The sequence below is a fragment of the Pontibacter populi genome, from assembly GCF_040278685.1.
GTDB lineage: Bacteria > Bacteroidota > Bacteroidia > Cytophagales > Hymenobacteraceae > Pontibacter > Pontibacter populi.
This window is the reverse complement of the sequence record NZ_JBEOKT010000001.1, coordinates 101797-117231: the sequence shown is the minus strand read 5'-3', so window position 1 is coordinate 117231 and position 15435 is coordinate 101797. Positions and strand designations below refer to the sequence as shown.

The 15435-nt window shown below is 48.4% G+C and carries 4 protein-coding genes; all 4 read right to left on the bottom strand.

What is annotated here, in order from left to right; genetic code table 11:
* Positions 1 to 75: 75 nt before the first annotated feature.
* The 4 genes from ABS362_RS00425 to ABS362_RS00410 all read right to left on the bottom strand — a co-directional run bounded on the left by ABS362_RS00425 (position 76) and on the right by ABS362_RS00410 (position 14984).
* Positions 76 to 480 (bottom strand): DUF2721 domain-containing protein, encoded by a 405-nt coding sequence (locus tag ABS362_RS00425; RefSeq protein ID WP_350410035.1) that lies wholly within the window; start codon positions 478 to 480, stop codon positions 76 to 78.
* A gap of 19 nt (positions 481 to 499) precedes the next feature.
* Positions 500 to 1036, bottom strand: a complete 537-nt coding sequence (locus ABS362_RS00420) for a hypothetical protein (protein WP_350410033.1) — start codon at positions 1034 to 1036, stop codon at positions 500 to 502.
* 554 nt (positions 1037 to 1590) lie between these two features.
* A complete protein-coding gene (locus ABS362_RS00415; protein WP_350410031.1) occupies positions 1591 to 2595 on the bottom strand; it encodes a PorP/SprF family type IX secretion system membrane protein in 1005 nt (334 codons plus the stop codon).
* Positions 2596 to 2603: 8 nt separating this feature from the next.
* Positions 2604 to 14984 (bottom strand): T9SS type B sorting domain-containing protein, encoded by a 12381-nt coding sequence (locus ABS362_RS00410; protein ID WP_350410029.1) that lies wholly within the window; start codon positions 14982 to 14984, stop codon positions 2604 to 2606.
* Between the last annotated feature and the right edge of the window lie 451 nt (positions 14985 to 15435).

Genomic DNA, 15435 nt, shown 5'->3' with positions numbered 1-15435 from the left:
TTTAGAGTTATGAGTTTAGAGTGATAATGAAATCAGAAATAGCAGCTCTGATTTTTAACTTTTCACTTTCAACTTTTAACTGTTTTCAGTTTCTTCTTCCAGGTCATCAAGTTCCAGGGTCAGGGCGTTTACTGATATCTGTATTTCGCGGAGGGCCAGAGCCAGAGATGCAAGTAACAGCAGTAAGCTTAACCCAAATACATACTTACCTACCACTTCGTAGCCGGCAAACAGGATGAACATACAGAACACGCAGCCAAACATACTTGAAATACCCAGCGCCTGCATGTTTCGGATAAGTATGAGACGCGTGCGCAGATTTTCCATTTGTCCGAAAACCAAATGGCTTTGAGTGGAAGCATAGCGTTTTTTTAAACTCCTGATCAGGTTAGCCAGGGCCATAAAACGGTTTGTATACGCCAGCAGCAATAACGAAATAGCCGGAAACAACAGCGCAGGAGTGGTCAGGGTAATTTCCATGTGGCAAACTATAGTTGGGTTATTGTATGCTTTTCAGGAAATCCTCATCCAGGGGCTCGTCGTCATCGTCCTGCTGCGCATGGTGCTCAAAATCGATCGCAGTTAACAGTTCCAGGCCTTCCAGCATCAGTTCATCCAGTTCTTCTCTTGAGCTTGCATCCAATGTAGCTTCAAACAGGCCCAGTATGTGCTCACGCTCTTCGTTCACAAATATCTCGTGGTACAGGTTATCAAATACTTTAATCTTTTTCTGTACGATCTTATCGATCTCCTTCGAGCTTTTCGCTTTAATAGCTTCCTGCAAAACCTGAAGCGCTTCAATACTTGTTTCGTTGTCGGCCAGTCGGGTATAAGCTTTCAGAAAAGCAATACCTACACCCAAACGTACCCGCTCAAACCTGAAATTCAGTTCGTCTGTAGGTTTGCCTGTTTGAACGAAGACTTTGTAAGCTTCTTCAAACTTTTTATAGACATTGGCAGCACCTTCCTCAAAAACCTGCGGGTTCTCGGTATCATAGGCTGTCTCAAGTAGTAGCTGTAGGTTTTTGGCGCTCATCTGTTTATTGCGTTATAGTTTGCAAAGGTAATGGTTTCACCTGAAATCAACTCTCCCCAAAAGTCGCTTCTTATTTTTCCGGCGAAAGGTATTTTTGGTTACAGTTCTTACCTGACAGTGTGTGGACTGTAACTATACAACTATAGCTTTAATTAGAGCAACGGCCGAAAGTCCCCCTTTGAAGGAGGTGAAGGGGGATGTTAAACTGTACAGATCTCTCACCCTGTTCGATATGACAAAGTAAAAAGCAGAAAGCTCCCCGCCTTAGACTACCGAGAAGAGAGTTCGAAGGTAGCGAGCGTAACTCTGAGGGGCTGGGGGTGGTTGGATTACACATACTACAGAACTATAGCCAAAGCTATTGCTAATCCTGTCCCTGCCGGGCCAGTTGAGTCGGGAGACTCAACACCATCGTAAGTCACGAGTCTGGAGACTCGCGCCAGCGTTGCGAACTAAAGCATAAACTCTTCCGGGAGAGGGCTGGGGTGAGGTAAAACAAAAAGCCCGGCAACTATACAGCTACCGGGCTTTCAAAATACTCAACTATAAACCTGTTACCAAACCCACTGCGGGCAGAGCACTTTGCTGGCGTTGTTCAGTTTAAAACCAACTACTACTTCGTGGCTTCCCGCTGAAACCCTGCTCATACTGGATGTTGCTACTTCGTAGGAATAGCCCACATCAAACATATAGTTCAGGTTAACACCTGCCATAATAGCCCATGCATCGTTATGGCGATACGACATACCGCCCCAAACATACTGAGCATACAAGGCGCGCAGGTTAAGGTCGACGGCAGGCGTGGCAGAGCCGGTTGCTTTTACCATAATGGAAGGTACCACAGCCAAGTCGTTAGAGGTCTGGAAACGGATACCGGCAGTGCCGTAAAAGTGCGGTTGCAGGCTCATGGCCGGATCGTCGGTGGTTACAATTTCCTGCTTGCTTTTCAGTAACTGCATCCCGGATAACCCTACATAAAAATCAGGACTGTATAACCATAACCCAACACCTACATCTACTTTGCTCGCCGACATATTGCCGCCAACCAGGTAGGGGTCGCTTGGGTCGAGTACTCTGGAGCGTTCCACATCTACATTATACTGCGTTAAACCACCGGCCAGCCCGCTTGATAAAGTTAAGTAACGGGTAAGCGGCTGATGATACGCGTAAGTCGCGTTAAAGGTAGAAGTACGCAACAATCCAGCTTTATCAACCTGTACAACTGCCCCAACACCATGGTGCGGTACGGCTTTCTTGTAACTGTTGCGGGAAGAGAAACCATACTTGTTCGCTTTCCTGGATTTTGGTGACGTTTTGGCATTGTCCGGGTTACCGATAGAGCCATGGAAGGTGACATACATGGTTTCCGGTGCGCCTTCCACGCCTGCCCACTGCCCACGATAACTGGTGCGCATGTCGGCATAGCTTTCTATGCCGCCTACTGCAGGGTTTGTGAGGTAATTGTTTAAAGCGTACTGTGTGTACTGTGGGCGCTGCTGCGCCATTGCTGTGCCTGCTGCGGCAGCCAGTGCCACTACTATAGTTAAAATACGTCTCATAGCTGGCATTACTTAATAATAGTTATACTTCCTGAAATTGGTGCTTCGTCTCTCGACAAGTAAATGATGTAGTAGTAAGCACCGAGTGGCATTGGCTTTCCGTTGCGCATACCGTTCCATGGTTCTGAGTAGCCTTTGCTTTCGAAGATCTTTTCGCCCCAACGGGTAAAGATTTCTACTCTGCTGTCAGGATACAATTCCAGGTTCTCCACATGGAACACATCGTTTATACCATCGCCGTTCGGTGTCATGGCATTCATCGGGATGATGGCCGGCACAACGTTTACTGTTACTGAAGCCGACGCTGTACAGCCTTCAGCAGTTGTTATAGTTACAGTGTAAGTTGTCGTTACTTCCGGTTTGGCAATTGGTGTAGCACTGGTAGGGTCGCTGAGGCCGGTAGCCGGAGACCAACTGTACGTAGCACCACCAGTTGCCACCAGCTTGGTAGCTTTGCCCTGCATTATGGTTACATCACCGCTTACATTTGCCACAGGGTTAACCACGGTCACTTTCACTTCTCTGCGGGCGCTGCTTTCGCAGTTGCTGCTGTTCACAGCCTGTACCCAGTAAGTGGTAGTGGAGTATGGTGTAACTGTTAAGGTTGTCCCCTCTGCAATGTAAGTTCCTCCTGTTGGTGCATCAAACCACTCCAGTCTTGTGCCTGGCACCACGCCTGTAGCCTGCAGGGTAGCGCTGCCACCCGGACAAACCGAAACAGAAGCTATGCTTGGCAATGTCGGCAACGGAACAACTTCCATCTTCACGGCATTACTGATATGGTCTTCGCAAGGTCCTGAGATCTGCACAACACGACGGTACCATACATTTTTAGTCAAGGCCTGGGTTGGTGCATAATGCTGGCCTGTAGCGCCTGAAATGTTCATGTAGTTGATACCATCCGGGCTTTGCTGCCACTGGTATGTATAGTTTTCTGACTGCTGGAAGGCCACCGAACCAGTTAAGGCTGCCGGTATGCTTCCAGTACAGATCTGCTGTGCGGAGCTGATGGTATTATCTGTCACCAGCTGGTTTACAGTTATAGTTACCGCACGGCGGGCGCTGCTTGCACAACCTGTCGCGTTTACAGCCTCTACATAATAAGTAGTGTTGGTGTAAAGCGGCTGCGTTGTAAAGTTGATGCCCGATGCAATAGACGTTCCGCCGGAAGCAGTATAGTACCAGCGATAGGTAATGTTGGAAGCTCCTGTTGATGGATTTTTGATACGCAGGGTAGCAGTGCTGCCGGCGCAAACAGTTACATCATCAGCAAGTGGCGTGGCAGGTAGCGGTGTTACAGTTACCATAATCGCATTGCTTACACTTTCGCCGCAAGGGCCTGCTGCTCTCACAACTCTTCTGAACCAGGTATTCTGCGTAAGGGCGCCCGGTGCATATTCCTGGGCGTAAGCGCCAACTATACTCACAAAGTTTACACCATCCTCGCTGCGTTCCCACTGGTAAGCCAAGGTAGCGTTTCCACCACCTGTAGGCACCGTACCTGACAGCGGAGCCGGTGTAGCGCCACTGCAAATGGTCTGGTTACCTGTAACCGTGTTATTCGCCAGCGACGACATAATGCTAACTGTTACCGCCTCGCTTGGTCCTGCACAGGCAGTAGGAGAGGTGGTGTTAGCTCTTACATAAAACGTTGCCTGAGAAGACAGCGGGAATGTAGTGTAAGTAGTACCTGTATGGAGCATCGTGCCGTTCGCATCGTACCACTTATACACAAGCGCCGGATCCGGCTGAATAATCTCCAACTTAGCTGTTCCACCACTGCAGATCATCGCATCCTCTACTACAGGTGCTCCAGGTTTAGCTGTAACCGAAACTATAGCCTGAGCTCTTGTCGGACTGCTGCAACCTGCCGTATTCACTGCTTCTACATAGTATGATCTGGTAGAGAACAGGGCATCACTGGAAGTGTAAGAGATACCGGAACCGATCAGGTTTGTACCGGCGGCATCGTTATACCATCTGTAATCAACTGTCGGGTCAGGATTCTTCACATATAACGTCACTTTCTCGCCAGAGCAGATCGAAGCATTTGATACGAAAGGCGTACCTGGCAATTGCGTAACGCTTACCACCACCGACTGGCGCTTCGGACTGATACAGCCTGCTGCATTTACAGCCTCCACATAGTATGTAGTGCTTGCCGTTAATCCAGAGATAGAATGTGTGTTTCCGGTTGCCAGTAACTTACCCGATTCACTGAACCATCTATAGTTCAGCGTAGCATCCGGCTGCGATACACGTAGCGTTACCGTTTCGCCGGCACATATCTGCTGGTTAGATGCAATTGGTGTAGCTGGTAACGCGGAAATAGTTACTGTTACAGGAGTTCTTTCGCTTACACAACCGGATGTATTGGTTGCTTCCACGTAGTAGGTTCTGTCTGAAGTAAGTGAGCCGGTTTCGTAGGTAGTTCCTGTTGCCAGGGCTAAGCCGCCGGTTGCAGCACTATACCACTTGTAGGTTAAGCCTGCAGCTGCCTGCTTCACGGTAAGTGTTGTTCCGCTGCCTTCGCAAATAGCACGGTTATCTACTTCAGGGGCAGTTGGCAGTTGCATTACACTTACCATAACCGCTTTGCGCTGGCTGGCGCAGGCCTGTGTGGTGGTCGTGTAAGCTTCTACGTAGAACATGGTGTTCTGCTTCAGGTTAGCTGTTGTAAATGATGATCCGTTAGCTACCAGTGTGCCATTTCCGTCGAACCATCTATAGTTCAGTTTAACATTCGGGTTTGTAACACTTAGGGTCGTTTTCTCATTGTAGCAGATCACCTGGTCTGAGGCTTGAGGTATGGCCGGTAGTGGCGTAACATACACAGTTACCGCTTTACGGGCACTCACGCAACCGCCAGCGTTCACAGCTTCCACATAATAAGTAGTTTCTGTCTGCAGGCCATCGGCTGTAAACATAATGCCAGAGCCAAGGCTGTTTCCACCACTTGCTACACTGAACCAACGGTAAGTATATCCTAACTCAGGAGATGTAACCGATAGCGTAGCTCTTGAACCAGCGCAGATCGTAATGTTGCTGGCCAGTGGCGTTGCCGGAGCAGAAATGACACTTATTTTTACGATGTTGCTCTTCTGAGCCGGACAGGTTCCATTCTCTACACTTGCCGTTCTTCTGTACCAGGTGGTTACATAAGTGGTAGCTGGTTTATAGTTCTTGCCTGTTGCCGTCGGGATGATGTTATAGTTGATGCCATCCTCACTGCTTTCCCACTGGTAGGTAACGATTCCATCAGTGCTCATCACTTCATACCCGATTAGTGTGCTTGGGTCGGTGCCGCTGCAAATGGTCTGGTTACCGCTTATCGTGTTGTTAACAATCGGCTGGGCAACATAAACGGTAGCAACTGTACGACCTGGGTTCACGCAACCTGCACCTGAGCTTGCCTCTATATAGTAAATGGCATCAGCAGTAAGTACAGGAGTTGTGAAGGTAGTACCGGTATGCAGTAACGTTTCTGTGTCATCGTACCATTTGTACACAACAGCCGGTGTTGCGTTCTTCACATACAATGTAGCTGTAGAGCCTGCACAGATCTTCGCATCGTCAGCAAGCGGTGTTGCCGGCGATGGCGTTACGGTTACATATACTGTTTCGCGGGCACTCACACAGCCTGGAGAAGTTGTTGTTACCGCCTCTACATAGAACATGGTGTTAGCTGTCAGTCCGCGTGCTGTGTAAGAAGTGCCTGTTGCTAAAGCCGTACCACCCTGATTGTACCAGCGGTACATCAGGTTAGCATCCGGGTTAGCTACCGTTAATACAACTTCGCTGCCCTGGCAAATGGTCTGGTCGGCAACAACCGGCATGGCTGGCTGCTGTATAACCGTTACCGTTACGGCCTTGCGGCTCTCGCTGGTGCAACCCGACGCAGTTGACGCCTCTACATAATAGGTTCTGTTTGAAGTAAGGGCAGCCGTAGTGTAAGCAGATCCAATAAACACTGGAGTTCCGCCGGTTGCTACCGTGTACCACTTGTACGTAATGCCCGGAACGATACTCTTCACAGAAAGCTGAGCCGATGAGCCTGCGCAAACACTGGAATTATCAGCAAGCGGAGTAGAAGGTCTGGTTGCCACATTTACGGCAACTATAGTTCGGGCACTTGCACAGCTCAGCGTACCAGACGTAACAGCCTCTACATAATAAGTAGTGTTGCTGTTTAGGGTCGCTGTTGTGTAAGATGTTCCGGTTGCAAGTAAAGTTCCGTTGCTATCGTACCAGCGGTAGGTCAGGCTGGTGGTCTGGTTCTCTACTGCCAGTATGGCCTGCTCGCCGGCGCAAATATTCTGGTCTGCCACCATCGGGGCTTCCGGTAAAGGCATTACTGTTACAGAAACTGTTCTTCTTGAGCTGATACAACCTGTCGCATTCACGGCCTCTACATAGTAGGTAGTAGTGCTCTCAAGTGATGTAGTAGTGAAAGATATTCCGGTTACGATCGCGCTTCCGCCGGTAGGAGTGGTGTACCAGCGATAGGTATAGCCAGGAGTTACATCTTTTACGCTCAGCGTGGCCGTAGCACCGGCACATATCGTTGCGTTGTCGGCAACCGGAGTGGCTGGTATCGGCTGAACTGCTATCTGAATTGTGTTACTAACCTGCTCCCCACATGGACCAACTGCTTTTACTTTTCTTCTGCACCAGGTAGTAATGTTAAGGGCACTCGGGCTATAGTTCTGGGTAGTTGCATTGCTGATAGCTGTAAAGTTTACGCCGTCTTCGCTGCGCTCCCATTGGTAACTATAGTTTCCGCCACCACCGTTTGGCAACGAGCCAGTGATCGTAGCTGGTAAACTACCACTGCAAATAGTCTGGTCTGCAGAGATAAAGTTGTTAGAGATAGCTGGCGTTACGGTTACAGTTACGGTGCTGCGGGTAGCGCTACTGCAGGCTGTGCCCGTGTTGCTGATTGCCTCTACATAATAGGTAGCGCTATAGTTCAGAACACCTGTTGCGTAAGAGATGCCTGTACCAACCAACGCACCGCCGCTATACCAGTTATAGTACACAGTAGGGTCCGGGTTTTTCACCCAAAGTGTAGTACCGCTGCCAGCGCAGATAGAAGCATTTTCGGTTACTGGTGTGGCTGGTAGTGGCGTTACATTTACGGTTACTGCTTTGCGGGTTGTGCTGGCGCAGCCTGTTGCTGTTACAGCCTCCACGTAAAATGTCTCGCTAACTGACAGGCTATTGGTTGTATAAGTGTCGCCGGTTGCAAGCAGCGTGCCGTCGGTAGCCGCGTTATACCATCTGAAAGACAGGTTTGCATCCGGTGCATTTACCGCCAGTGTTGCCGGCTGGCCTGCGCAAATGCTAACATTGTCAGCAGAAGGAGTAGCTGGCAGTGGCGTTACCGTTACAGCTATAGTTGCTCTCTGGCTCGCACATCCTGCCGCCGAAACAGCCTCTACATAATATGTTCTGTTTGATGTTAAAGCACCGGTGTTATACGTAGCCCCTGAGCCAACTACAGTTCCGCCTGTTGCTGACGTATACCATTTGTAGGTATAAGCCGGATCTACAACAAGTACAGAAAGCGTAGCTGCCTCGCCGGCGCAAACACTGGTATTTTCTACAACAGGTATAGTTGGCAGGTCGGTTACAGTAACTACAACTGTGCTGCGGCTGCTCACACAGAATGGAGCGCTGGTAGTAGCTGCTTCCACATAATAAGTTGTAGTAGTCGTCAGGCTGCCAGTGTTGTAAGTAGATCCTGAAGCTACCTGCTCGCCAATGCTGTTATACCACTTATAAACCAGCGACTGATTTGGGGCGCTAACGCTTAAAACTGCCGGGTTGCCTGAGCAAATGGTTTGGTTGGCAACCACAGGTGCACCCGGCATCGGAGTTACAGTTACGGTTACGGCTCTTCTTGGGCTTACACATCCGGCTTCGTTAATAGCTTCTACATAATAAGTAGTAGTAGCCTGTAGCTCTGGGGTTGTAAATGTAGCGCCAGATCTCAGTACTGTTCCGCCACTTGCGGCATTAAACCAGCGATACGTATAGTTTGCTACCGCACCGGTTATGCTTAAGTTGGCAGACGAGCCAGCACATATCGTGGCGTTAGCAGCAGTTGGCACAGCAGGAAGTGGTGTTACCGTTATCTTTACTATGTTGCTGTTATTCTCCTTACAAGGACCGTCGGTTACTACTTTTCTTCTGAACCAGGTATCGGTCGTAAGAGCTTCCGGTGTATAGTTTTGCGTGGTGGCTCCGGTTATAGTTGTAAAGTTCAGGCCATCTTCGCTTTTCTCCCACTGGTAACTATAGTTGGCGCCTCCGCCCATCGGCTCAGAGCCGGTAAGTGCAGTTGGAGTGCTCGCATAGCAAATGGTCTGGTCAGCTGTGATAGCGTTGTTGCTTACCGGCTGCAGTACTTTTACAGTTACCACTTCTTTGGCCGGACTGGCGCAACCATTGCTGGTTACCGCTTCCACATAATATAAGGTACTCTCTGTAAGGGCATCCGTTGTGAAAGATGTTCCGGTTGTGATCAGGTTCTCGTTTCCATCATACCAGTTATAGTTTACAGATGGTACCGGGTTCTCTACTACCAGTGTTGCCGTAGCTCCGGCGCAGATAGTAGGCTGATTTACTTCCGGCTTAGCTGGCAATGGCGTTACAGTTACCGTTACTGTGCGGCGTGTGCTGTTACAACCAGTCGTTGCAAGAGCAACAGCCTCTACGCTATAGTTGGTCGTACTGCTAAGTGCGCCAGTGTTAAATGATGTACCAGATCCCAGTAAGTTTCCGGCATTATCATACCAATGGTAAGTAAGCGATGCATCCGGTGCAGTAATGTTAAGTGTAGCACTGCTTCCTGCACATATGGTGGTGTTGTTTACAACCGGAGCAGATGGTATTGGAATAACATTTACAGTTACAGCTTTGCGCGATAGGCTAATGCAGCCTGCCGCGTTTACAGCTTCAATGTAGTATGTTCTGCCTGAGGTTAAAGTTGTAGTTCTGTAAGTAGAGCCCGTATGTAATGCTGTTCCGCCGTTGGCCGTACTGTACCACTTATAAGTCAGGTTCGGGTCAACATCTTTTACGGCCAGGTCTGCTGTATTTCCAGAGCATACTGTCGCATCGTTTGCCTGCGGTGTTGCCGGTAATGGCATTACGCTTACTATAACCGTACTGCGGTTGCTTACACAGGATGGCGTTGCTATAGTTGCAGCATCTACATAGTAAACAGTGTTGGCAGAAAGTGCATCGGTAGTGTAGGTAGGGCCGGTTGCCAGTAGGTTTCCGGCGCTGTTGTACCAACGGTAGATCAGAGTAGCACTTGGAGAGCTTACCGATAGTATGGCTTGCTCGTTTACGCAAATGCTGCGGTCTTTCACTACCGGTGATATTGGCAGTGGCGTTACCGATACTGTAACTGCTTTGCGCGGGCTTAAGCAACCTGTTGCGTTAGATGCCTCTACATAATAGGTAGTGCTGGTAGTTACAGCAGGTGTAGTGATGGTAGTACCAACTCCCAGAATGCTGCCCCCGGTAGCTACTGTGTACCAACGATACGTGTACGCTGAGTTCGGATCCTTAACACTTAACGTAGCAGTGCTTCCTTCGCAGGTAGTGGTGTTATCAGCAAGCGGGGTAGATGGTAGTGAGTTTATAGTTACTTTAACAACATTACTGATATGTTCAGGGCAGTTATTGTTCGACTTTACTCTTCTTCTGAACCAGCTTGTAGCATTTAGTGCGCCCGATGTATAAGACTGTGCCGTAGCATTTGCAATGATCGAGAAGTTAACCCCGTCTTCGCTGCGCTCCCATTGGTAAGAGAAGTCGCTGCCATCGCCTGCAGGCAGTGTTCCGGTAAAGGTAACCGGTGCCGTGCCGCTGCAAATGTTCTGGTCTGCGGAGATGATATTATTGGAAATGGCCGGCGTAACAGTTACGCTAACCGTGCGGCGCGAAGCACTAACACAGGCATTGCTGTTATTCGTAACGGCTTCAAGCTGGTAGGTAGCGCTATAGTTCAGAACTTCGGTGGTGTAAGAAATGCCTGTTGCAACCTGAACGCCATCCTGGTACCAGCGGTAGATCAGGCCCGGTTCCGGGTTCTTCACCCAGAGCGTAGTACTATTGCCTGCGCAAACAGTAGCGTTATCAGCATTAGGAGTAGCCGGCAAAGGCGTTACCTGTACCGTAACCGTTCCACGTGAAGTGCTGGCACAACCGCCTGCTGTTACTGCTTCAATGTAATAAGTAGTTGTAGTAGCTACAGAACCAATCGCATAGCTGTTGCCGGTTGCTAGTAACGTGCCACCGGTAGCGGCAGTGTACCATCTGTACGAAACATTGGCAACAGGGTCTTTAACGCTCAGGGTGGCTGGTGCTCCTGCACAGATCGATACATTGTCTGCTGTTGGTGTAGCTGGAAGAGGCGTTACGGTTACATCAACTTTAGAACGTGGGCTGACACAACCAGCAGCTGTTACGGCTTCCAGGTAGAACGATCTGGCTGAGGTAAGTGTGCCGGTGTTGTAGGAAGTACCTGTACCGATAGCAGAGCCTCCTGTAGCAGAAGTATACCAGTTGTAAGTAAGCGACACATCAGGAGAAGTAACTGTAAGCACAGCCGAACCACCCGTACAAATAGCTACGTTTTCAGCAGCAGGCATGCCTGGGATAGGTGTTACAGATACGACTACCGCTTTGCGTGTGCTTGTACAAACCGGGTTAGTTACTGTTGATGCTTCTACATAGTAGGTAGTGGTAGTTTGCAGCGCAGCAGTTGTAAATGTAGTTCCGGTTGCTACTTGGTCGCCGCTTGCGTTGAACCAGCGATAGGCCAGTGTTGGGTTCGGGTTGGTTACAGACAAGGTTGTGCTGCTGCCGGCGCAGATGGTTTTATCCAGTGCCTGCGGCATTTCAGGTAACGGTCTTACAGTAGCGGTTACGGCTCTTCTGTTGCTGGTGCAGCCTGTTGTGCTGGTAGCATCAACATAATAAGTAGTAGTAGCTGTAAGGGTTTCTGTAAGTAACGTAGCGCCAACACCAACAGGACTTCCGCCTGATGCCGTGCTGTACCATTTGTAAGTTAACGATGGATCAGGGGTTGAAACACTTAACTGTGCTCTTTCGCCGAAACAAACGGTTGTATTAAGCGCAGTTGGTGTAGTTGGCTGAGGAGATACGGTAACTTTAACAGGGTTGCTCACATGTTCCGGGCACGAGCCTGTAGTTGCTTTTACTTTTCTTCTGAACCAGGTAGTTATAGTAAGTGAACCCGGGCTGTAGGTAGAGTTAACGGCCCCGGCTATACTCGAGAAATTTGTGCCGTCTTCGCTTCTTTCCCACTGGTAAGTGTATGTCCCGCTTCCGCCGGTTGGCTGTGTGCCTGTTAGCGTAGATGGTGTGCCACCACTGCATATAGTTTGCTCACTGCTGATATTATTGTTGGCAATGTTCGGCGTAACAGTAACTACCACCGCACGGCGTGCAGGACTAGGGCAGGCAGTTGTTGTATTCGAAACAGCCTCAACATGGTAAGTAGTACTATAGGCAAGGATATCAGTAGTAAACGTAACACCCGATGCAAGCAAAGAGCCGCCCAAATACCAGTGATAAGTTGCCGTAGGGTCAGGGTTTTTGACAAAAAGTACAGCAGCATCGCCGGAGCAGATGGTTGTGTTAGACACATCCGGGATAGCTGGTAGTGGCGTTACATTTACATAAACCGGCTTACGGTCAGAACTGGTGCAACCTTCAACTGTAGATGCTTCTACATAAAAAATAGAGCTTTCGGAGAGGGCCTCGGTGGTATAGTTTGTTCCGGTTGCAAGCAGGGTTCCGTCCGTGTCGTCGTTATACCAGCGGTAAACCAGGTTGGCATCAGGGGCAAGTACTTTTAAAGTTACGGTGGCACCTGCGCAAACAGAGGCATTGTCGGCTTCCGGCGTGGCAGGTAACGGGATAACTGTAACAGAAACTTTACCACGGGTAGGGCTAACACAGCCGGTTGCCGAAGTAGCTTCTATGTAATAGATCTTACCTGATGTCAGGATACCTGTATTGTAAGTGCTGCCTGTTGCAATGGCCGAGCCACCTGTAGGGGTTGTGTACCATTTGTAAGTCAGGTTTGCATCGGGGCTATTTACAGCCAGCGTAGTTTCAGAGCCGGTACAGATAGACGTGTTCGTTGCAGTAGGAGTGCCCGGTAATTGGTTTACAGTGATCTTAACCAGATTACTTATAGAGGTTTTACAGCTGCCTGTAGCGTTTACTTTGCGACGGTACCAGGTAGTGGTTGTGAGGGCAGCTGGTGCATAATGCGTTCCTGTAGCTCCTGTTATAGTATTGAATAAACTTCCGTCTACGCTGTATTCCCACTGGTAGGTATAGCCACCGCCACCACCGGTTGGAACGGTACCCTGCAAAGGTGCCGGTGTAGCGCCGCTGCAAATAACCTGGTCCGCGGAAATGGTATTGCTGGCTATTTTAGGGGTTACAGTAACTTCTACGGCTACTTTAGGGCTTGCACAACCCGGCGAAGCTTTGGTTACAGCTTCTACATAATAAGTGGTATTAACCGTTAGCGGGGGAATGCTATAGTTGATGCCAGTTGCTACAAGTATGTTGTTGCTGTCATACCATCTGTAAAAAATAGCTGCATCGGTAGGCTCTACAGCCAGTATAGCGTTGGTACCTTCGCATATAGTAACATTGGCAGCAGTTGGTACGCCAGGTAACGCTGTAACTGTAACCTCAACAGAGCGGCGCACACTATAGCAACCGGCATCCGATGTGGCCTCTACATAATATGTTTTGTTTGATGTAAGTGGGGTAGTGGTATACGTTGTGCCGGTTGCAAGCAATGTTCCACCTTCGGCGACATCGTACCAACGGTAAGTAAAGTCAGGCTCCGGGTTTGTTACAACTATAGATGCCGGCGAACCATAACAGATCATCGGGTCATCAATATCTATAGTTGCAGGCATTGGAGTAACTGTAACCACAACTATGTTACTGATACTCATCGGGCAGCTGCTGGCCGCTTTTATAGTTCTCCGGAACCAGGTAGTTATTTTAAGCGAAGCTGGCGCAAAGTCTTTGGCGTTGGCTCCCTGCACATCAGTAAATGTATTGCCATCGGTGCTTTGCTGCCACTGGTAAATGTAACCGCCACCGCCGCCGGTTGGGGTTGTGCCTATCAATGGCTGTGGCTTGCCACCCGTACACATGGCCTGGTTTGCCGAAATGCTGTTGTTAGCGATAGCCGGCGTTGCATTGGCATTAACGGCTATTCGGGTAAGGTTGTAGCACTGCGTTTGTGCAGTTGTAGTTGCCTCTACATAATATGTTACCGGACCTGTTACAGGCTGTGGTGTTATAAAAGTAGGGCCTGTGCCCAGCATGGTAGTGCTGGTAGCCGTAGCATACCAGTTATAAATAGTGTTGCCGTCGCTGTTAGAAACCACGAACATGGCGCGCTCGCCGTAGCATACCAGTCTGTCCGAAACTATAGGAGTTGAAGGGATGGCCGTTACAGTTACTTTTACCGGGTTTGTTTCTTCGCCGCAACCACCGTTATAGGCTACTCTTTTGTACCAGGTAGTTTGGTAAAGCGGGGGAGGCGAGTAACTTTTATCGGTAGCTGATGCGATAGGGCTATAACCGGAACCTGCACCCGTTGTACTCATTAACCACTGGAAGGTCATGTTCTGTGGTGCGTTACCATCAATAGTCTGAGGTTTGGTGCCGGCACATATTTCCTGGTCGCCATTCAGTACAGTTGCGTTGCCGTTTGTTAAGGATGATGTTATAGTTGCAGTCGTACGGGGAGAGGTACATCCGCTGGCTGTTATAGCTTCTACCTCTACCTGCATATAGCTGGCATTGTTCATGGTGTACGATGTACCCCATACCAGCAATGCGCCATTGCTTTTGTTATACCACTTATAGATGAGATTAGGGTCGGCATTATTGACCCATAGTGTCGCATTGCTTCCGGTACACACGGCGAGGTTGTCAACATCAGGTGCAGCTGGTATTGCCTCTATAGTTATAAACTGTGTGTCCTCTGCCCTTGCTATTTCATCCCGGCCACAGCGCTTGGTTACAGTTACCGTAACGTTGTGCGTACCCGGCGTCGGGAAGTTTATAGTTGGGTAAGCAGTAGTTGATACCACAACACCATTCAGTTTCCAGGAATACGTCAGGGCATCGTTAGAATACACTGGTGTATGTGCCGGATTGGTTGTAGTAAATGCTATACCTCTCGGACCACAGTAACTAATGTCGTCTGGTAGAACAACAGAAGGTGGTTGACATTGCGAAAATGCAGCTGAAGGTAAAAACCCGAAAAACGATAAAGTTAACAGCAGCGGTAAAAGTATTCTCATAAGCAATTTGTATAACTGTGTACTATAGGTGGTCTACTATCAAAAAAAATTGTATAAAAAAAATATAAATTATTGATGTGTTAAACATTTGTTATGTTTGATGTATCAATAACTAAATTTGTATAATATTCAGAAAGTTTAAGCTGGTTTGTAAAGCAATAATAACAAAATATAGTTTCTCTCGTAGTTATTTTTTTATCAGCTATAGTGCTGAAAATTAACAAATAAGCTAACTATAATATATAAATACCTATATAAAAAGGAAAAATTACAGCTATTTGTAATTATGACTTAATTTATATTTTTATATAACTATTTATGTTTGTTAGTTTGTGTTTGGTAGGATTTGTATTATAATTAGCTTGTTAAGGAAATTGTAATCCTTAGTGATTCTTGTAAAAATAAAAAAGCCCGGACCTTACGATCCGGGCTCTTTAAGAGTAACTAATAG